Here is a 19,740-nt window from a genome sequence, read left to right as displayed (position 1 = left end):
GCCTGACCGGTGTGGGCGTCCGGCGTTCTCAGTCAGCGATGTAGCTGATCGAACGAACCTCGTGGCCCCTGGTCTTCGAGCCGCGTACGTGCATGAACATCGCGCCGCCGTCGTAGGAGTAGGCGCACGAGTAGCCCTTCGGCTCCTTCGAGCAGCCCTGCCAGTGGTGGGTGACGCCGCGCGGGTCGTACCTCACCTTGAACAGGGTCTTGACCGCGCCGGTGCCCGCGACCTCCAGGGCGCTGTACCTGTCGGCCCGCTTCCAGGCGGTGAACAGGTGCGCGGCCGCGGCGGACGGCTTGACGACGTGCCGCGACAGGTAGACCTTGGTGACCTTCGAGCCGGTCACGACCATCGCGATGCCGTTGAGCCCGCCGGGCACCCGCACGCTGGTGTGGACGTACCGGCACACGGTGCCGGCGAAGCGGTCGGGCGCGCGGTAGACGTAGGTGAAGATCTTGGCGACGGCGGCGGGGGTGGCCACCTTCGCGGCGGCCGTGCGGTCGCCGGCCAGCCAGGCGCGGAACAGCTGGTTCGCCACCTTGCCGGGAGCGGCGGAGACCGGGGAAGCGAAGGCGGCGGTGGGGGTGAGCATCAGTGTCGCGGCCACCGTTAAGGCGGTGCCGCCCCGAGCCAGTCGTTTGAGCACGCTCCGATGCTAGGTGTGGCGCCTTGCGCCCGGCTTGCACTGCTCCGGGGCCGGTGAAATCGGGGTCAAGGTGCGGGCGGAAAACCCTGAAGAGGGGGTTCCGCGAAAAGTCGCGGGGGGAGGTAGGAGCAGACGAAAGAGGAGGGATCACCATGTCAGTCCTGCGCTATCTGACCCTAGCGACGTTTAGAGGACGGTCGGCTGGGCCGCCCGATCTCTATCCCGACGACGACAGCAACCCCTCACGGCGCCGCCGTCGCCACCGCCGCTGAGCGGATACCCGGCCCAGCGGGTCGGCACATCGGTTAGGTGCGCCCGCCTGCGGCTATGTCCCGCATCTTCACAAGATGCGGGACATCCATCAAGGGTGGCTGAAACGCTTGCCGAGCCGTCGCCACCCCCACAAGCACCAGAACGACCGGTATAGCCTGCTGTATTCTCAGCGGTGTTCGACGCCCGTATCCGGTCGTCCGTTCGCGGGCCGCGTCAGCGTGGTCGTCTGCTGCGCGTGTCCCGCTCGCGGCGGACGGTCGGCCGACGCCCCTTGATCGTGGCTCGCCGGAGGGCGTCGATCACCTCGTCGGCAGCCGCCTGCGGCACCTCCACCAGCGAGAACCGGTCGGCGATCTCGATCGCGCCGATGTCGCGGCCGCTCAGGCTCGACTCGCCGGCGATCGCGCCGACCAGGTCCTGCGGCCGGATGCCGGCGCTGCGCCCCACGCTGAAGAACAGGCGTGCCATGCCACTCGCCGGGCCGCGACCGTACCGCTCGCGGTCCTGGCCGCCGCCGCCCTCCCGCTGCCCACGCCGCTGGTCCACGGAGCGCGGGGCCACCTCGGGGATCTCCTGCTCGTCGAGCGCGGCCCCGCTGGCCTCGTGGGCCAGCTTGACCGCGGCGAGCGCCACCTCCATGAGGTCGAACTCGTCGGCGAGCGACTCGACCACGACGCGGAAGGGCTCCAGGTCGTCCTGGAGGAGGCATTCCTCCAGCGCGGCCCGGGTCAGCTCCATCCGGCGCGCGTGCAGGTCGGCGACGCTCGGCAGCCGCTCCACCTGGATCCGCTGCTTGGTCACCCGCTCGATCGCCTTGAGCATGCGGTGCTCGCGCGGCTCCACCAGGGTCAGAGCGACCCCCTCGCGGCCGGCGCGGCCCACCCTGCCGATGCGGTGCACGTACGCCTCGGGCGCGGACGGGACGTTGTAGTTGACGACGTGGGTGAGCTGCTCGATGTCGAGGCCGCGCGCCGCCACGTCGGTGGCGATGAGCAGGTCGGCGGTGCCGCTCCGCAGCCGCGACATCACCCGGTCGCGCTGCTCCTGCTCCATCCCGCCGTGCAGCGCCTCGGCACGGTAGCCGCGCCCGTTCATCGCCTCGGTGAGCTGGTCGACCTCGTCGCGGGTGCGGCAGAAGATGATCGCCGCCGTCGGCGCCTCGATGTCGAGGAGGCGGCCGAGCGCCGCGGGCTTGTGCGCCCTGGCGACGAGGTAGGCGCTCTGCTCCACCAGCGGCGTCGACTCGCGCTCCGCCGCCGTGCGCCCCATCTCGATCCGTACCGGATCCCGCAGGTGGCGGCGGGCGATCCCGTCGATGCGCGGCGGCAGCGTCGCGGAGAACAGCACGGTCTGCCGGTCCTCGGGCGTCGCGGCGAGGATCGCCTCGATGTCGTCGGCGAAGCCCATGTCGAGCATCTCGTCCGCCTCGTCCAGCACGACGGTACGCAGGCCCTCCAGGTCGAGCGTCCCCCGGCCGATGTGGTCCAGGGCCCGGCCCGGCGTCGCGACCACAACGTCCACCCCGCGCTTGAGCGCCTGCAACTGCCGGCCGATGGGCGCGCCGCCGTAGATCGGCAGCACCCGGGCGCCCATGATGCGGCCATACCGGTGGAAGGCCTCCGAGACCTGGATGGCCAGCTCCCGCGTGGGCACGAGCACCAGCGTCGTGGGCCCGCCCTCACTGCCGGCGTGCAGCATGCGCTGCAGCACGGGCAGCGCGAACGCCGCGGTCTTGCCGGTGCCCGTCGCCGCCTGGCCGAGCAGGTCATGCCCCTCGACCAGCGGCGGGATCGTCTCCCGCTGGATCGGGGTGGGCTCTTCGTACCCCAGCCCGGACAGCACGTCCAGGAGCTCGGATCGGAGCCCCAGATCGGCGAAGCTGGTCTCGCCTCCGGTCGCGTTCATATCCGTCGCCGACTCATCAGGAACTCCCATACCTACGCCCATACTCCCTGCTACCGGTCATCAAAGGACTCCCCTACAGGCCGGTGCAGGGAGCGTCAACGTGCGAACTGGCTCAGCACGGCCGTCGTCGCCGTCCCACCGTGCGCACCGCAGCTCTACCCTTGCACAGAGCCGGGGAACGTCTCGCCCCAGCCCGCGACGGTGGCGTCGCCCTGTGATGGGTGAATCGCCGGAGCCACTCCGGCAAGCTACAACGATCTCACGCCCGGACGACCAGCCGCTACGCGGGCGGGGCGCTGGGGCGCCGGAGAATGCGGACCTGGCCGGGGGCCAGGATCGCGTCCTGGGCCAGGGACGGGCCGCGGAGGGGTTCGCCGGAGATCGCGGAGAGGTCGACATCGTGGTCGGTGCGGTTGGTCAGGAACCAGTAGTGCTGCCTCCCATCGGTGCGGACGGCCAGGTCGACCAGGCCGCGGACCTCGGCGGGCAGGTCGGGGACGACACCGCTGACGGTCAGGAGCTCGGGCAGGACGGCGGCCAGGCCGTCCGGGCCGAGCCGGGTGGAGACGTACGACGCCGATCCCGCCGGTGTGCGGCGCAGCGTGATGGCGGGGCGGCCCGCCTGGTCCCCCGTCTTGTAGACGGCCAGCGCCTCGGTCGCGGGGTCGGTACGGTCGATCCGGTCGGTCCAGAGGGAGCCGGTGACGCCGATGTCCAGCTCGACGGTGTCGCCCTCCAGGAGGGGGCCGAACTCCTCGATCCGGATGCCGAGCAGCTCACGCAGGGCCCCGGGGTAGCCGCCGAGCCACACGTGGTCGTTCTCGTCGACGATGCCGGAGAAGTAGGTGGTGACGAGATGTCCGCCGGAGGTCACGTACTCCTCCAGCCGCCGGGCCAGCTCGGCGGGCACGACGTGCAGGATCGGCGCCACCAGCAGGTCGTAGCCGGTGAGGTCGCCGGCCGGGTCGATGACGTCGGCGCGGACGCCGGCGGCGAGGAAGGCGGAGTACCAGTCGAGGGCCTCCTGCCGGTAGCGCAGCCGGGAGGTGGGGTGGGAGTCGAGCTCGCTGGCCCACCACGACTCCCAGTCGAACAGGATCGCGGCGTTGGCGGGCTGCCGGAGCGTGCCCGCGATCGGCGCGAGGGCGGCCAGGGTCGCCCCCAGGTCGGTGACCGACCGGAACACCTCGCTGTCCTCGCCCGCGTGCGGGACCATCGCCGAGTGGTATTTCTCGGCGCCGCCCGCCGACTGCCGCCACTGGAAGAAGCAGACCGCGTCCGCGCCGTACGCGACATGCGTGAGGGAGTCGCGGGCCAGGCCGCCGGGCTTCTTGGCCAGGTTGGTCGGCTGCCAGTTGACGGCGCTGGTGGAGTGCTCCATCAGATACCACGGCCGGCCACCGGCGAGCGAGCCGGTGAGGTTGGCCGAGAATGACAGCTCGTCCTGCGCCTGGGGGCCGGTCAGCAGGTAGTGGTCGTTGGAGACGAAGTCGACCTCGCCGGCCCAGTCGGCGTAGTTCATGCCCTTGGTCTCCCCCATGACCATGAAGTTGGTGGTGACGGGGATGGCGGGGGTCAGCTCGCGCAGAACGGCGCTCTCGGCGCGCAGATGGTCCTTGAGCGCGTCGGAGGAGAACCGTTTGAAGTCCAGCTGCTGGGTCGGGTTGGGGTAGGACGCCGCCAGGCGCGGCGGCAGGATCTGGTCCCAGTCGCCGTACCCCTGGGACCAGAACGTCGTCGCCCACGCGCGGTTCAGCTCCGCCACGGTGCCGTAGCGTGAGCGCAGCCACTCCCGGAAGGCGGCGGCCGCGTCGTCGGAGTAGTCGTAGACGTTGTGGCAGCCGAGCTCGTTGGAGACGTGCCAGGCGGCCAGGGCGGGGTGACGGCCGTAGCGCTCCGCGAGCGCCCGGGTCAGGCGCAGCGCGTACGAGCGGAAGACCGGCGAGGTCGGCCGCCAGTGCTGCCGCGCGCCCGGCCAGAGCGTGCGGCCGTCCGCGTCGACGGGCAGGATCTCCGGATGCCGGGTCGTCAGCCAGGGCGGTGGCGAGGCGGTGGCGGTGGCCAGGTTGACCGCGACGCCGTTGGCGTGCAGCAGGTCCATCACCTCGTCGAGCCAGTCGAAGTCCCAGGCGTCCTCGCCGGGCTGGATCCGCGCCCAGGAGAAGATCGCCAGCGCGACGATGTTGACCCCGGCCGTCCGCATCGCGCGCACGTCCTCGGCCCAGACCTCGCGGGGCCACTGTTCGGGGTTGTAGTCGGCGCCGAACGCCAGCCGCGCCCGTTCCGGCTCGGACGGCCAGCGCAGCCATCGGCGACCGTGCTCAACTTCCACTGTGACTCCTGCTCTCGACGTCGCCCCCGCCCTCCCCGAGGGCGGGGGCGTCCGGACCGCTACTTGATGGTGAAGCCCTGCTCCTGGCCGTACTTGACGGAGACGTCCTGCCAGGCCTTCAGCCCGTCCTGCAGCGGCGTGGCGGAGGTGTACGCCTTGCCGACGGTGTCGTTGAAGACGCTGTTGGCGTACACCTGGAAGGGCAGGTACGTCCAGCCGCCGACGACCTGGGCGGCGGACTCGGCGAGCACCTGGTTGGCCTTCTGGCCGCCGAAGTAGGGGAACTCCTTGTCCAGGAACGCGGAGTCCTGGAGCTGGGCGGTGGTGGCGGGGAAGGCGCCGGCGTCGACGCGGGTCCGCACCCCTTCGTCGACGTTGGCGTACTTGAGGAAGGCGTAGGCGAGGTCCTTGGCGGCGGCGGCCTCGGGGATCGCCAGGGAGCTGCCGCCGTTCTCGGCGGTCGCCTTACCGCCGGCCTCCCACTGCGGCATGGGGGCGACCTGCCACTTGCCGGCGCCCGCCTTGACGCCGGATTCGAGGTTGGCGGGCATCCACGCGCCGATGACCAGGGTCGCGATGGTGCCGTCGCCCAGGCCCTTGTACCAGGCGTCGCTCCAGCTCCCGACGGGCGCCAGCAGCTTGCCGTCGATGAGCTTCTGCCAGGCGGCGGTGAACTTCTGGGTGCCCGGGTCGGCGAAGTTCACCCCGACGGTGGTGCCGTCGACCGTGTAGGGCTTGCCGCCCGCCTGCCAGATCATGCTGGTGGCGAAGCCGGCGTCGCCGACGTCGTTGGTGATGTACGCCTTCGGGTCGGCCTTGTGCAGTTTCTCCGCACTGGCGATGTACTCCTCCCAGGTGGCCGGGACCTTGAGGTCGTACTTGTCGAAGACTTCCTTGTTGTAGAACAGCGCCATCGGCCCGGAGTCCATGGGCAGTCCGTAGATGGCCTGGCCGGCGTGGACGGAGTTCCACGGGCCGGGGGTGAAGGTGCCCTCCAGCTTCCCGGCGCCGAAGGGGGTCAGGTCGGTCATGGACTTGGCGAGGGCGAACTGCGGCAGGGCGTAATACTCCACCTGGGCGACGTCCGGGACGCCGGAGCCCGCCTTGATCGCGTTCTGCAGCGCGGTGTACTGGTCGTTGCCGGTGCCGGCGTTGACCAGGTTGACCTTGACCTTGGGGTACTTCGCCTGGAAGTCGGCGGCGACCTGCTTGAGGGTCGGCTCCCAGGCCCAGACGGTGATGCTCCCGCCGGCCTCCAGGGCCTTGCTCAGGTCGGCGTCGGAGACGCCCGCGGACGTGGGCGCGGCCGATTCGCCGGCGGGGACAGGGCTGCCGGGTGAGCCGCAGCCGGCGGCCACGAGCGACACGGACAGGGCTGCGCCCAGCAGGAGGGCGCGACGACGGGTCATCGTCATGGGGACGGCCTTTCTGATCTTTGCGGGTCTGATCTGTGCGGGTCTGATCTGTGCGGGGAGGGTCATTCCTTGACGCTTCCGGCGGCCAGGCCCGACTGCCAGTAACGCTGGAGCAGCAGGAACGCCGCGACGAGCGGGACGATCGTGAGCAGTGAGCCGGTGATCACGAGGTTGAAGACGGCCTCGCCGCCCGTGGTGGCCGCCTGCTCGTTCCAGGTGTAGAGGCCGAGGGTGAGCGGGTACCAGTCGGGGTTCTTCAGCATGATCAGCGGCAGGAAGAAGTTGTTCCAGGTCGCGACCACGTTGAACAGCAGGACCGTGACGAAGCCGGGCGCGAGCAGGGGCAGGCTGATCCGGAAGAAGGTGCGGAACTCGCCCGACCCGTCCACCCGCGCCGACTCCAGGATCTCCTTCGGGACCGCGTCGGCGGAGTAGGTCCACATCAGGTAGAGCCCGAACGGGGAGACCAGCGAGGGGATGATGATCGCCCACGGGGTGTTGGTCAGCCCCATGCCGGCGAACATCAGGAAGGTGGGCACGGCCAGCGCGGTGCCGGGCACCGCCACGGCGCCGATCACGGTGGCGAACACCGCCTTCTTTCCGGGGAAGTCGAACTTCGCCAGCCCGTACCCGGCGAGCGTCGCCAGCAGGGTCGCGCCGCCCGCGCCCACGACCACGTACAGCAGGGTGTTCAGCAGCCAGCGGGTGAAGGCCCCGTCCTGGTACGCGAAGGTCGTGGCGATGTTGTCGAACAGCGCGAAGTCACCGGTGAACCACAGGCCGAAGGAGTTCAGCAGCCCCTCCTGCGTCTTGGTGGCGTTGATCACCAGCCAGGCCAGCGGCAGCAGGGTGTAGACCAGCATGAGCGTGGTCAGGACGGTCAGCGTCGCGCTGCGCCGGGTGCGCGCCGGGCGGCGTTTGATCACCAGAGGGCGGGTGGCCATCGGTCAGCTCCCCTTCCGCATGCCGCGAAGCTGGACCGCGTAGGCGATGACCATCGTGATGACGCCCATGACGATGGCGACGGTCGCGGAGTAGTTGTACTGCTGGCCCTCGAAGGACAGCGAGTAGGCGTACACGTTCGGGGTGAAGTAGGTGGTGATCGCGTTCGGCGCCACCGTCTTGAGGATGCTCGGCTCGTTGAACAGCTGGAAGCTGCCGATGATCGAGAAGATCGTGGCGATGACCAGGGCCCCGCGCAGGGCGGGGAGCTTGATCGCCCAGATGATCCGCAGCTGGCCGGCTCCGTCGATCTCGGCGGCCTCGTACAGCGAGGGGTTCACCACCCGCAGCGCCGAGTAGATGATCAGCATGTTGTAGCCCACGAACTCCCAGGTCACGATGTTGCCGATGGAGGCGAGGATGAGGTCGGGCGACAGCGGGTCGGGCAGCGAGGCGCCGAACGCCTCGTTGATGTTGCCGACGAGACCGAACTGCGTCCCGTACATGAAGCCCCACATCAGCGTCGCGACGACGGCGGGCACCGCGTAGGGCAGGAACACCGAGATCCGGAAGAACGCCGCCCCGTACAGCCGCCCGCTGTCGATGGCGAGCGCGACCAGCAGCGCGAGGAACAGCATGATCGGCACCTGGACGGCGAGGAAGGCCGCCACCCGGCCGAACGCGGCCCAGAACTGCGGGTCCTGGAGCACCTTCGTGTAGTTCTCGATGCCGACGAAGGCGGTCCCGCCGATCAGGCGGGTGCGGTAGAGGCTCAGGTAGATCGAGTAGGCGATCGGCGCCAGAAAGACGAGCGCGAACACCACCATGAACGGCCCGACGAACTGCCAGCCGAGCCAGGAGCGGCCCCTGATGCCCCGCCCATGCGCATGACTTCCCGCGACCACCGGGCCACTCCTCTCATCCCGTCTCATCCCGACGAAATGTTTACGTGAACATTTCGGGGATGTTTACGTAAACTTCTGCTGCGGATGGTGGCAGTCGTCATACCCCGAGGTCAAGAGGCCCGCCACGTTGACAGCCGATGACGGCTCAGCGCAAGATTCGCGACGACAGGGAACGAAGCAGGCAGGAGCGACACCACGATGGATCTGGACCGCCCGGCGTCGACCGGCGGCGCGCGACGGGGCGGCTCGGACATCCCGGGCGGGCGCCGCAAGCAGCGCGTCTCCATGGCCGACGTGGCCAAGCTCGCGGGCGTCTCCTCCCAGACGGTCTCCAGGGTCGCCAACGGCCACGCCGGCGTCATCGGCACCACCCGCGAGCAGGTGCTCGCCGCCATGCGCGAGCTCGGCTACCGGCCCAACAGCGCCGCGCGGGCCCTGCGGTACGGCCGGTTCAACACCATCGGCGTGATCCTCTTCAGCCTGGCCTCGACCGGCAACAGCCGCACCGTGGAGGCCATCGCCACCCACGCGGCGGCCGAGGGCTACGCGATCACCCTGATCCCCCTCGACATGCCCACCCAGGACAACGTGCTGGGCGCCTTCACCCGGATGGGCGAGCTGGCCGTCGACGCCGTCATCGTCATCCTGGAGGTCCACCTCCTGGACGCCGGCACGGTGACACTGCCGCCCGGGGTCCACGTCGTCGTGGTGGACTCCGACGCCGGGGATCGCTACAGCGTCGTCGACACCGACCAGGCCGAGGGCACCCGCCTGGCCGTCCGCCACCTGCTCGACCTGGGCCACCGCACCGTCTGGCACGTCACCGGGCCGCGCACCTCCTTCGCCAGCCAGCGCCGCGCCCAGGCCTGGCGCCTGGAGCTGGAGCGGGACGGCCGGCCGATCCCCCCGCCGCTGCACGGCGACTGGTCCGCCGAGTCGGGCTACGCCGCCGGGCTGGCCCTCGCCGACCGGCCCGACTGCACCGCGGTGTTCGCCGCCAACGACCAGATGGCCCTCGGCCTGCTCCGCGCCTTCCACGAGCGGGGCCGAGCGGTGCCGGCCGAGATCAGCGTCGTCGGCTTCGACGACATCCCCGACGCCGCCTGCTTCGTCCCCCCGCTGACGACCGTCCACCAGGACTTCGCCGAGGTCGGCCGCCGCTGCGTCGAAGGCGCGCTCCGGCAGATCCGCGAGGGCGGCTCCGGCGCCCCCGGCACCGACCTGGTCCCCACCCGCCTGGTGACCCGCGCAAGCACGGCACCACCCAACAGCTGAGTCGAACACTTTCCGCGATCGTTCAATGACCGAGGGTAAGGTAAAGAATATCAATCCCCCGGTCATGGAGTTCGCATGGAACGAACGGTTCTCGCCGCGATCGCGGAACGCCCCGACGCCGACACGGCGCTCGCCGAGCAGGTCCGCCGGGTCCGCGCGGCCATGGACGACCTCGACGTCCAGCTGCGCTGGACGCACCGCACGCAGGACGCGCTGGCGGTGATCGGCTCGGACGCCTCACTGGCCGGGATGCTGGCCGACTGGGACGCGCCGGGCGCCGAGCAGGTGCTGAGGGCCGTCACGCGGCGCTTCCGCGGCCTGCCGGTCTTCCTCATGACCACCGAGCAGGAGCTCCCCCTGTGGGTGTACGAAGTCATCCAGGGCTATGTGTTCCCCCTGGAGGACACCCCGGACTTCATCGCCGGCCGCATCGCGCACGCCACCGAGGAATACACCGAGCGCATCCTGCCGCCGTTCTTCCGCGCGCTGCGCAAGCTGCAGGACCACCACCAATACTCCTGGCACACCCCCGCGCACGCCGGCGGCGTCGCGTTCCTGAAGTCGCCGGTCGGGCGGGCGTTCTTCGACTTCTACGGCGAGCGCCTGCTCCGCACCGACCTGTCCATCTCCGTCCCCGAGCTGGGCTCGCCGCTGGACCACACCGGCCCGATCGGCGAGGCCGAGCGCAACGCCGCCCGCGTCTTCGGCGCCGACCGCACCTTCTTCGTGATGAACGGCAACGCCACCGCCAACCGCATCGTCGGCCACCACGCCATCGCCCGCGACGAGACTGCCCTGGTGGATCGCAACTGCCACAAGTCGCTCCAGCACGCGCTGACCATCAGCGGCGCACGCCCCGTCTACCTGGTGCCCGAACGCAACGGCCTCGGCCTGGCCGGCCCCATCCCACCCGCCGCGCTGCGCGCCGACACCCTGCGTGACCGCCTGTCCGGCCACCCTCTCGCGCGGACCGGCCCGGCCTACGCCGTGATCACCAACTCCACCTACGACGGACTCTGCTACGACGCCGTACGCGTCGCCGAGCTGCTGAGCGAGAGCGTCCCCCGGGTGCACTTCGACGAGGCGTGGTTCGCCTACGCCCGCTTCAACCCGCTCTACACCCGCCGCTACGGCATGGCCGTGGACGAGCGGACACTGCCGGGGCCGCAGCGGCCCACCGTGTTCACCACCCAGTCCACGCACAAGCTCCTGGCGGCGTTGTCGCAGTCGGCGATGCTGCACGTCCGGCCGGCCGAGCGCGCCCCGGTGGACTACGAGCGGCTCAACGAGACCTACCTGATGCACTGCTCCACCTCGCCGCTCTACCCGATGATCGCCTCACTCGACGTGGCGGCCGGGATGATGGACGGCCCGTCCGGGCCGTACCTCACGGGCGAGGCCATCATCGAGGCCGTACGGTTCCGCCAGGCCATGGTCAGGCTGGCCGCCCGCATTCGGGAGGACGACCGGCGGCCGGACTGGTACTTCGGCGTCTGGCAGCCCACGCACGTCACGGACCCCGCCACCGGCCTGCCCGTCCCCTTCGCCGACGCCGACCCCGAGCTCCTGAGCACCGACCCGGCCTGCTGGACGCTGGAGCCCGGCGCCGCCTGGCACGGCTTCCAGGGCCTGACCGACGGCTACTGCCTGCTCGACCCCATCAAGGTGACGATCACCTGCCCCGGCGCCGACGCCGCCACGGGCACGCTCGACTGGGGCATCCCCGCCCGGGTCGTCGCCACCTACCTGCGGCAGCGCGGCATCGCCGTGGAGAAGACCGGCGACCACACGCTGCTGGTGCTGTTCTCCATGGGCATCACCAAGGGCAAGTGGGGCACGCTGATCGACGCGCTCACCGACTTCAAGCGTGCCTACGACGACGACCTGCCCCTGGCCGAGGTGCTGCCGGGCTTCGGGCCGCCGGCCACCACCCTGCGCCGCTTCTGCACCGACGTGCACGACAAGCTGCACGCCCTCGGCCTCGGCGCGCTCCTCGACGAGATCTTCACCACGCTGCCCCAGCCCGTACGCACCCCCGCCGACACCTACCAGGCCCTGATCCGCTCCCGCACCGAACGCGTCTCGCTCTGTGACCTGCCCGGCCGCGTCTCCGCCGCCACCGTCGTCGTCACCCCGCCGGGCATCCCCATGCTGATGCCGGGCGAGGCGACGGGTCCCGCCGACGGCCCGCTGATGGCGTACCTGCACGCTCTGGAGGACTTCGACCGCTCCTTCCCCGACCTGGCCACCGACATCCACGGCGCCCACCGCGACGCCGACGGCCGCTACCACGTCGAGGTCGAACGCTGACCGATAGCTCGGCATGGGCGTACGTCGAAGAGCACGGACATGGGCGCGCGCCGGGTCCGGGCAGCACACGACGGCCCGTTCCCGCCGCGCGCCCGGCTGTGGGCCGTCCGCCGTGCCTTCGGTCTCTACGCCGCCCGACGCCGGCTGGACGGATGACCCTTCAGGAGGCGGGCCAGAGGTGGGGGAAGCCACCAGTTGCGGGTGCCGAGGATGCGCATCAGGGCCGGGACGAGAGCCAGTCTGATGACCGTCGCGTCCAGGGTGATCGCGACGGCGACGGCGAGGCCGAGCTGGACCAGGTGATAGCGGTGCGCGGTGAGCAATGCGGCGAAGGTGACGACCATGACGGCGGCGGCCATGGTGATGGGGCGGGCGGTGTGCCGCAGGCCGTGGACGACGGCGGCGGTGTTGTCCCCGATGGCGTGGTAGTGCTCGCCGATGCGGTGGATGAGGAAGATCTCGTAGTCGATCGACAGGCCGAACACCAGGGTGAAGGCCAAGAGCGGGATGAGGGTGTTGACCTGGCTGCCGACCAGGTGCGGCAGGTGGCGGGTGGCCAGGGTCAGCAGGCCGAACGCGGCGGTGACGGCCAGCAGGTTCATCAGCACGGCCTTGATCGGCAGCAGGATGCTGCGGAAGGTCACCAGGAGGAAGACCATCGAGCAGCCCAGCACCAGCAGGACCACCGTGCTCAGCTGGGCGGTGGTCTCGTCCATGAGGTCGGAGAAGATCACGTTCGGCCCGGTCACCAGGGCCTCCTGGCCCGGGGGCAGCGTGGCGGGAACGAACTGCCGGGTGATCTGTCTGGCCAGCGCGGTGGTGGCGGGTTCGTCGAGGTGCGTACGGATGATGACGACGACGATGGTCAGATCCCTGCCGTTGTCGACCGAGGTCGTGAAAGCCACCTTGGCGTCCCGTTCGAGGGTGGCGACCAGGGCGGCGGTGTCGACCGGCGGCGTGCCCGCCGGATGCGGCAGCACCACGCCCAGGGCCGAGGAGATCTGGTCCGCCTCCATGTACGCCAGCCCGCGCCCGAAGTCGGTCCCAGCGATCGAGTCACGGTCCAGATCGAACCCCAGTCGCAACTCGGTCACCGGCGCGGCCGCGATGAGCAACACCCCGGCGCAGGCCAGCGTGTAGGCCACGGGATGGCGCATGAGATGCCGCGCCCACCACCCCCACCCATCCCGCCGACCCCGCCGTCGCCCGCGAGAGCCCCGACCCCAGCCGACGATCCGAACCCACCGTCGTATGCAGGACCCCGACCCGGCCCCGCCGGCACGCCGGACCTGCGGTTGTGCGCGCGATTCCGGCCCGGCCCCGCCGGCGCGCCGGGCCCGGGTGTGGGAGCCGCGGCGGAGGAGCCAGCGGTCGGCGGCCACGAGGACGGCGGGGAGCAGCGTGACGGCTGCCGCCGCGGCGACCACGGCCGACAGGCTCGCCGCCGCCCCCATGGCGCGGATCATGGGGGTACGCACCACCAGCAGGGTCGTCGCCGTCAACGCGACGCCCACGGCGCACCAGGTCGCGGTGCGTCCGGCCGTGCTCACGGCGATGGCGGCGGCCTGGTGCGGGGCATGCCCGGCGGTCCGGGAGTGGCGGTAGCGGAAGAGGGTCAGCAGGGCGTAGTCCAGGCCGAGCGCCAGCCCCACGGTGGCCGCCACGGCCAGCATGAACGTGTCGGCCGACGTACCGAGCAGGCTCGCCAGCCCCAGCACACCGAGGGTGGTCACGGTGACGACCCCGGCCACGCCCATGACGGCCAGGGCGGCGCCCACCGACCTGAGCCCGACCAGCAGCACCAGCAGGGACAGGGGGACGGCCAGCAGCTCGGCGCGGCGCAGGTCGGCCAGATCGGTGCGCTTCTCCTCGGCCAGCAGGGCGCTCTCACCGACCAGGTGAACGTCCACGCGCGAGCCTGACGCCCGGCCCGCGGCCTGCTTGGTCGCGCTGAGCAGCACCGGCAGCGCCGCCTGGCGGGCCCGCTGGTCGCCGTTGACCCCCACGATCGCGTACGCGTGCCGCCGGTCCTGTCCCGGCAGGACGGGCAGCAGCTGCACGCCGCCCACCTGGGGCAGGGCGGTCGCGGCCCGTACGGCGTCGTGGAGTGCGCGCTGGTAGGGCTCGTCGGCGTCGGAGAGCGTCGCGGACGCGAAGATCATCATCAGCTGCTCGGCGCCCAGCTGCGGGAACCCCTGCTCCACCAGCCGCGCCCCCGCGAGTGAGGTGGACCCCTCGACCCGTACGACGGGCGCGATGGCGCGCTCGACCAGGCCGGGGATCAGGATGGCCGACAGGGCCGCCACGGCCAGCCACGCGGCGAGGACCGCCCGATGACGGCGCGCGGCCAGGTCGCCGAGGCGCCGCCAGAGGGAGCGGCGACCCCCGCCGGGAAGTGGCCGCAGCTCGCCGGTCGACGTGCGCGGGGACAGCGTCACTGCGGCCGCCTCCTGTTCAAAGGTCAGGCAATCATGTTACAAAGAGTCGCTAAACGATGACCCATCGTAACCGTCATTCGGAGGGCTCCATGATTCGCCAGTCCTGCCTCAGCCGCACCCGCGGGATCGCCTTCGCCGCCGCGACCGCCGCCCTCGCGGTGCCGTTCCTGGCCACCACGGGCTCCGCCCAGGCCACGCCGGCCACGACGGCGTTCACCGCCTCAGCCTCGGCCCCGACCTCCGCTTCAGCCCTGCCCCCGGCCTCTGCTCCGGCTCCGGCTCACGCGCTGGCGTCGGCTCACGCGCCGGAGTCGGCTCACGCGCCGGCGTCGGCCCTGGCGCCGGCCAGGTTGACCTGCGCCGCGCGCACCGCGCCCAACCACCCCATCACCCTCACCCCGCCGCTGCGCGACGCGGCCCCGCAGCCGACCAAGGGACAGGGAGTCATTCTTTTCGAGAACTGCACCTCGCCGAGCGGGGCCATCACGGACGTCGCCTCGGGCCGGATGGAGGTCAGCGGCACGGCCGTGGCCAGCTGCCGGGGCGTCGCCGACCTGAGCGGCAGCGGCACCGTCACCTGGCGCGACGCACAGGGCAAGGTGACCGGCACCTCCAAGCTCTCCGCCAAGCACCCGGGCAGCGCCACCCCGGCCGACAACCTGCTGCAGGGCGACGTCGTCTCCGGCCGGCTCAACGGCCGTCACTTCGAGGGGACCGGCACCATGACGTCCGACCTGCGGCAGTGCACCGCCCCCTCCGGCTTCACCCAGCTGACCGGATCCGGCCGGATCTCCTTCGCCTGAGCGACCGGAGCCGCCGAAGGGGTGGCGCGGAAAGCGCCACCCCTGGTCAACTGACGCGCCATGTCCACATGCTCGTGCGGCGGCCATCGAATGTTTCTGATCACTCCTGAAAGTTTCATTCTCCAGCCTCGGCCTGTTTCGACCTGATATCAGCACTGAACAGGCCGAACATCGTCTCCGAAAGTTCCTGGAACAGAAGATCTTCGCGTTCGCGCCGGCGTCGTTGACAGCCTGTCAGAGCCGGACGAACACTGACGCCGTCGGCAGCCCCCACCACTGTCGATCCGGGTCGTATCACGCTTCCTGGCCCCCCAGCCTTCAACAAGGAGGAAGCACGCACATGAACCCCGCCCACCCGAGAAGCCGCAGACGCGGCCGCACGAGGCTGTTCATCGCCCGTGCCTGCGCCGTGGTGCTGGCCGTGGCCATCGCGATGCTGCCCGGCATCGCCCACGCGGCCATCACCACCAATCAGACCGGCACCAACAACGGCTACTTCTATTCCTTCTGGACCGACAGCCAGGGCACGGTCTCCATGGAGCTGGGCTCCGGCGGCAACTACAGCACCTCATGGAGCAACACCGGGAACTTCGTCGCCGGTAAAGGCTGGAGCACCGGCGGGCGCAGGTCGGTGAGCTATTCGGGCAGCTTCAACCCGTCCGGCAACGCGTACCTGACCCTCTATGGGTGGACGCGAAACCCGCTGGTGGAGTACTACATCGTCGACAACTGGGGCACCTTTCGACCGACCGGGACGTACAAGGGCACGGTGACCAGCGACGGCGGGACGTACGACATCTACCAGACGATGCGCTACAACGCCCCCTCCATCGAAGGCACCCGGACCTTCCCCCAGTTCTGGAGCGTCCGTCAGTCAAAGAAGACGGGCGGAACGATCACCTCCGGCAACCACTTCGACGCCTGGGCCAGAAACGGCATGAATCTGGGCAACCATGACTACATGATCCTCGCCACCGAGGGCTACCAGAGCAGCGGAAACTCCACCATCACGCTGGGCGGCTCCTCCGGCGGCAACCCCGGCAACCCTGGCAACCCCGGTGGCGGCTGCAGCGCCTCGCTGTCCGCGGGTTCACAGTGGAGCGACCGGTACAACCTGAACGTCGCGGTCAGCGGTTCGAGCAACTGGACCGTGACGATGAACGTGCCGTCCCCGGCACGCATCCTGTCCACGTGGAACATCAGCGCCAGTTACCCCAGCGCCCAGGTGCTGACCGCCAGGCCCAACGGCAGCGGCAACAACTGGGGCGTGACGATCGAGCACAACGGCAACTGGACCTGGCCGACGGTCTCCTGCAGCGCGGGCTGACCTCCGCGAACCCTGTGGCGCGGCGGCCCCGGCCGGCGCGCCACACCGCCGCAACCCGGCCATAGGACGATTCGTACGGGAACCTCCCGTGATTATGGTGAACGCATCCCGGCGTGATCTTCTGGACTCCGGGGTGTGCATGAACAGACGGGTGGGCCGGTCGCTGCGGGTGCGACTGGCACTGTTCGCCAGCATCGCCATGCTTCTGCTGAGCATCGTGGTCAACGCCATCGTGATGTACTCCGTGCACAACCAGACCGTTGAAGCCCAGGCCCACCAAGTGTTCGGCAAAGCGGTGCCGGTGCTCCTCACGATCAAACGCGGCCGGCTGACCGAGGTACTGGACGTCCGAGACCTCGACGGTGTCCAGGTGGTGGACCCGTCCGGACGAGTGACCGCCGCGACGCCGAACCTCGCCGGCCTTCCTCGTCTGACCAAGGCGATCCCCCTTCCCGGCCAGGCCAACGGAGTCGCCGAGTTCTGCGATCTGCCGGGGCTTCCCGGCGAGTGCCACCTCGTGATCGCCATGAGCGCGTACCAGCCCGACGGCGCCTGGCTCATCTACGCCCTCGCCCCGGACGTGCCTTGGTACGTCAGCCTCCAGGTACTGGCGTTCCAGCTCGGCGTGACGACGATTCTGATCATGCTGGCCTGGTTCGGGGTGTCGCGGGTGGTGGCCCAGACCCTCGCGCCCGTCAACAGCATCACCAGGCACCTGGCCGAGATCACCGCGGACGGCGGCGGGATGCGCATGGCCGTGCCGGAGAACCTGGACGACGAGATCAGGACCCTGGCCGAGACCGCCAACCAGACGCTGGAGCGGCTGGAAACCGCGATGGCGAAGCAGGATGCGGCGATGGAGCAGCAGCGCAGGTTCGCCGGGGACGCCTCGCACGACCTGCGCAGCCCCATCACGGCGATGCGCACCCAGGTCGAGGAGGCCATGCTCCACCCCGAGCAGGCCGACTGGCCGGCGACCGCCGCCGCGCTGATGGCCAGCCTGGACCGGCTCCAGGCCATCGTCACCGACCTGCTCACGCTGACCAAACTGGACACGGGGGCCCCGGCCGTCCATGAGCCCGTGAACCTGGGCGAGCTGGTCGCCACCGAGACCCGCCGGCCCAGCACGAAGCGCATCGTCACCAGGGTGCAGATAGGGGTGATCGTCACGGGCGACCGGCTACGCCTGGCCAGGCTCGTGACGAACCTGTTGGACAACGCCGAGCGGCACGCCGAGTCGCAGATCACGGTGACCGTGCGGCAGCAGGATGACCGGGCGGTGCTGGAGGTCCTCGACGACGGCGCCGGCATCGCGCCCGACCAGTGGGAAACGGTGTTCCAGCGCTTCACCCGCCTGGACGCCTCACGCAACATCGACGCCGGGGGCACCGGGCTCGGCCTCACCATCGCCCGCGAGATCGCGGAGAGCCACGGCGGCACGCTCACCATCGAGCCCTCCGACCGCGGCGCGCGTTTCGTGCTGCGCATGCCGCCCGCGGAGCGCTGACTCAGGCCCGGACACCCCTAGGGCCGGGCGGCCTCATGCCACCCGGCCCGCCATCAACATCTGGCGCCCGCTCGCCAACCCCCCGATAAGCGAGCGGTCGCCCCGGTCACCGCCGTCAGTTTCCGGCTGGCGCTGACCTGCTGTCTTGTTACCCGGGATGACGTAATGCCCCGTTCAAGCGCAACCCGCGTTTGGGGCAGTTTCGCGGCCGCCCCCCTCAGCCCCCGGAGCCGACGCGCCGGGCCGACCGATGCACGCAAGGGACCACCATGGCCGGCGCCAGGAGCAGCACCAGGCAGTAGGGACCGAAGGTCGCCCACAGGCCGGCGGTGACCAGCCCGAGGACTCCGGAGCCAAGGTAGGCAACGGCGAACCGGGACAGGCCGCCGAGCTGTGCCGTGGTCAGCACGCCCGACCTATAAGAGATGGTGGAGCGCTTCCCCAGCCTCCTGGACGATTGGGACCGCCCGAAGGACGAGCGATGAGGCCGTTGCTCATCACGGTGGGCAGCCGTGGGGACGTGCAGCCGTACCTCGCGCTGGCAGCCGGACTGCGCGCCGCCGGGCACCGGCCGCTCGTGGCGGCCCCGCGCCGCTTACGCTCCCTGGCCGCGCGGCACGGCATCGAGGATGTGACCGACTCCGGCTGACCAGCGCCAGGTGCTTGGCGCAGCCGCCGTCGCGTGCCTGTGAAGAGACGCGCCGTACGAGCACGGGTTCGTACGGCGCGTTGCCCGGGTCGGCGGGCGGCCTTACCAGTCGCCCTTGTAGAGCTGGCCGCGGACCGCGCCGCCGGGGAACTGGGCGGTGTGCAGGTTCACGTACCAGTTCTTCGGGTTGTTCCAGATGCGGCGGGCCACCGGGTCTGGGGTGACCACGCTGCCGGCCAGGCCGTTGACGCTGGGCGGCAGGCCCTTCTTCGCGGTGAAGAAGGGCACCACGACCGGTCCGTTCTTGCCCTTGCGGGCCCGGTGGATGTGCGCGGCGACCGGCCGGCTGACGCCCTTCCAGGCGGTGGCGAACCACATCCGGCCGCCCTCCGGCTGCACCAGCCAGGCGGCGCGGCCGTTGTGGTCGCCGACCTTCATACCGGGCGCGGGCACTTCCTGCCGCCCGTCGGCCTGGGTGGTGAGGGTGGTGCCGAAGCCGTGGGACAGCACCGAATTCAGGTCCACCGGACGGACCCGGTGCAGCTGGGCACGTACGGCGCCGGGGACGTGCTCGGCGTTGTGCAGGTTGGCGTACCAGTTGCCGGGGTTGGTGACGATCCGGCGGAGCAGGCCGAGGTCCTTGACCAGGACGGTGCCCTTTACGGCGTGCAGCGAGTTGGGCAACTCCTCGCCGAAGAACGGGACCTTGACGTCGCCGTTCTCGTCCGATCGGCCCCGGTGGATGTGGAACCCGCTGGGCGCCGCGACCTTGGCCCACCGGACGGCGTAGTCCACCCGGTGGCCATGGATGCGGAACACGGCCAGCGCGCTGCCGTCCAGATCGCCCGCTTTGGCTCCCTGGGGGGATATCTCGTTCTCGCCGTTGAGTTGTGCGGCCAGGTAGATGGGCGTGCTGGCCTGCACCGAGATCGGGCTGAGCGAGGTGGCGAGCAGTGCTGCGGCGGCGGCCAGGCCAGGGACGGTGAGGGTGCGCATGTTCATCATTACCC

General features: G+C 70.6%; 15 protein-coding genes. 6 read left to right on the top strand and 9 right to left on the bottom strand.

Going from position 1 to position 19,740, the window contains the following annotated elements; genetic code table 11:
* Positions 1-28 precede the first annotated feature (28 nt).
* From IEY87_RS17315 to IEY87_RS17290, 6 genes are all read right to left on the bottom strand, one after another.
* On the bottom strand, positions 29-649 hold the full coding sequence (locus IEY87_RS17315) for a hypothetical protein (protein ID WP_189139690.1): 621 nt from the start codon (positions 647-649) through the stop codon (positions 29-31).
* A 486-nt stretch (positions 650-1,135) separates the two neighbouring features.
* On the bottom strand, positions 1,136-2,827 hold the full coding sequence (locus tag IEY87_RS17310) for a DEAD/DEAH box helicase (RefSeq protein WP_229699346.1): 1,692 nt from the start codon (positions 2,825-2,827) through the stop codon (positions 1,136-1,138).
* Positions 2,828-3,107: 280 nt separating this feature from the next.
* Positions 3,108-5,159 (bottom strand): beta-galactosidase, encoded by a 2,052-nt coding sequence (locus IEY87_RS17305; RefSeq protein ID WP_189139688.1) that lies wholly within the window; start codon positions 5,157-5,159, stop codon positions 3,108-3,110.
* A gap of 59 nt (positions 5,160-5,218) precedes the next feature.
* Complete coding sequence (locus IEY87_RS17300; RefSeq protein ID WP_189139687.1) at positions 5,219-6,574, bottom strand: ABC transporter substrate-binding protein; 1,356 nt, start codon at positions 6,572-6,574, stop codon at positions 5,219-5,221.
* A gap of 62 nt (positions 6,575-6,636) precedes the next feature.
* Positions 6,637-7,518: a carbohydrate ABC transporter permease gene (locus tag IEY87_RS17295; RefSeq protein WP_189139686.1), complete on the bottom strand. Its 882-nt coding sequence runs from the start codon at positions 7,516-7,518 to the stop codon at positions 6,637-6,639.
* A 3-nt stretch (positions 7,519-7,521) separates the two neighbouring features.
* Complete coding sequence (locus IEY87_RS17290) at positions 7,522-8,421, bottom strand: carbohydrate ABC transporter permease (RefSeq protein ID WP_225277044.1); 900 nt, start codon at positions 8,419-8,421, stop codon at positions 7,522-7,524.
* 198 nt (positions 8,422-8,619) lie between these two features.
* On the opposite strand from IEY87_RS17290, the gene IEY87_RS17285 reads away from it, so the two are divergent.
* Complete coding sequence (locus IEY87_RS17285) at positions 8,620-9,696, top strand: LacI family DNA-binding transcriptional regulator (RefSeq protein ID WP_225277045.1); 1,077 nt, start codon at positions 8,620-8,622, stop codon at positions 9,694-9,696.
* A 75-nt stretch (positions 9,697-9,771) separates the two neighbouring features.
* Entirely contained in the window at positions 9,772-12,006 is a 2,235-nt protein-coding gene (locus IEY87_RS17280) for an Orn/Lys/Arg family decarboxylase (protein ID WP_189139684.1), read from the top strand.
* 125 nt (positions 12,007-12,131) lie between these two features.
* On the opposite strand, the gene IEY87_RS17275 is transcribed toward IEY87_RS17280, so the two are convergent.
* Entirely contained in the window at positions 12,132-14,444 is a 2,313-nt protein-coding gene (locus tag IEY87_RS17275) for an MMPL family transporter (RefSeq protein ID WP_189139683.1), read from the bottom strand.
* A gap of 89 nt (positions 14,445-14,533) precedes the next feature.
* On the opposite strand from IEY87_RS17275, the gene IEY87_RS17270 reads away from it, so the two are divergent.
* The 3 genes from IEY87_RS17270 (at position 14,534) to IEY87_RS17260 (ending at position 18,081) form a co-directional block, all read left to right on the top strand.
* Entirely contained in the window at positions 14,534-15,247 is a 714-nt protein-coding gene (locus tag IEY87_RS17270) for a hypothetical protein (RefSeq protein ID WP_189139682.1), read from the top strand.
* A 340-nt stretch (positions 15,248-15,587) separates the two neighbouring features.
* Positions 15,588-16,574 (top strand): endo-1,4-beta-xylanase XynA, encoded by a 987-nt coding sequence (gene xynA, locus IEY87_RS17265; RefSeq protein WP_189139681.1) that lies wholly within the window; start codon positions 15,588-15,590, stop codon positions 16,572-16,574.
* A 139-nt stretch (positions 16,575-16,713) separates the two neighbouring features.
* A complete protein-coding gene (locus tag IEY87_RS17260) occupies positions 16,714-18,081 on the top strand; it encodes a sensor histidine kinase (RefSeq protein WP_189139680.1) in 1,368 nt (455 codons plus the stop codon).
* A 217-nt stretch (positions 18,082-18,298) separates the two neighbouring features.
* Here IEY87_RS17260 and IEY87_RS17255 read toward each other — a convergent pair whose 3' ends face one another.
* The gene (locus IEY87_RS17255) at positions 18,299-18,490 is read right to left on the bottom strand and encodes a hypothetical protein (RefSeq protein WP_189139679.1); all 192 of its coding nucleotides are present in this window, start codon (positions 18,488-18,490) and stop codon (positions 18,299-18,301) included.
* Between the two features lie 72 nt (positions 18,491-18,562).
* Between IEY87_RS17255 and IEY87_RS17250 the strand changes: the two genes are divergently transcribed.
* Entirely contained in the window at positions 18,563-18,730 is a 168-nt protein-coding gene (locus IEY87_RS17250) for a glycosyltransferase (protein WP_189139678.1), read from the top strand.
* A gap of 102 nt (positions 18,731-18,832) precedes the next feature.
* Here IEY87_RS17250 and IEY87_RS17245 read toward each other — a convergent pair whose 3' ends face one another.
* The gene (locus IEY87_RS17245) at positions 18,833-19,732 is read right to left on the bottom strand and encodes a CHRD domain-containing protein (RefSeq protein ID WP_229699345.1); all 900 of its coding nucleotides are present in this window, start codon (positions 19,730-19,732) and stop codon (positions 18,833-18,835) included.
* Positions 19,733-19,740: the final 8 nt, after the last annotated feature.

The organism is Nonomuraea glycinis (assembly GCF_014646515.1).
GTDB classification, from domain to species: Bacteria; Actinomycetota; Actinomycetes; order Streptosporangiales; family Streptosporangiaceae; genus Nonomuraea; species Nonomuraea glycinis.
The sequence above is the reverse complement of the archived record's forward strand: the minus strand, read 5'-3'. Positions and strand labels throughout refer to the sequence as shown.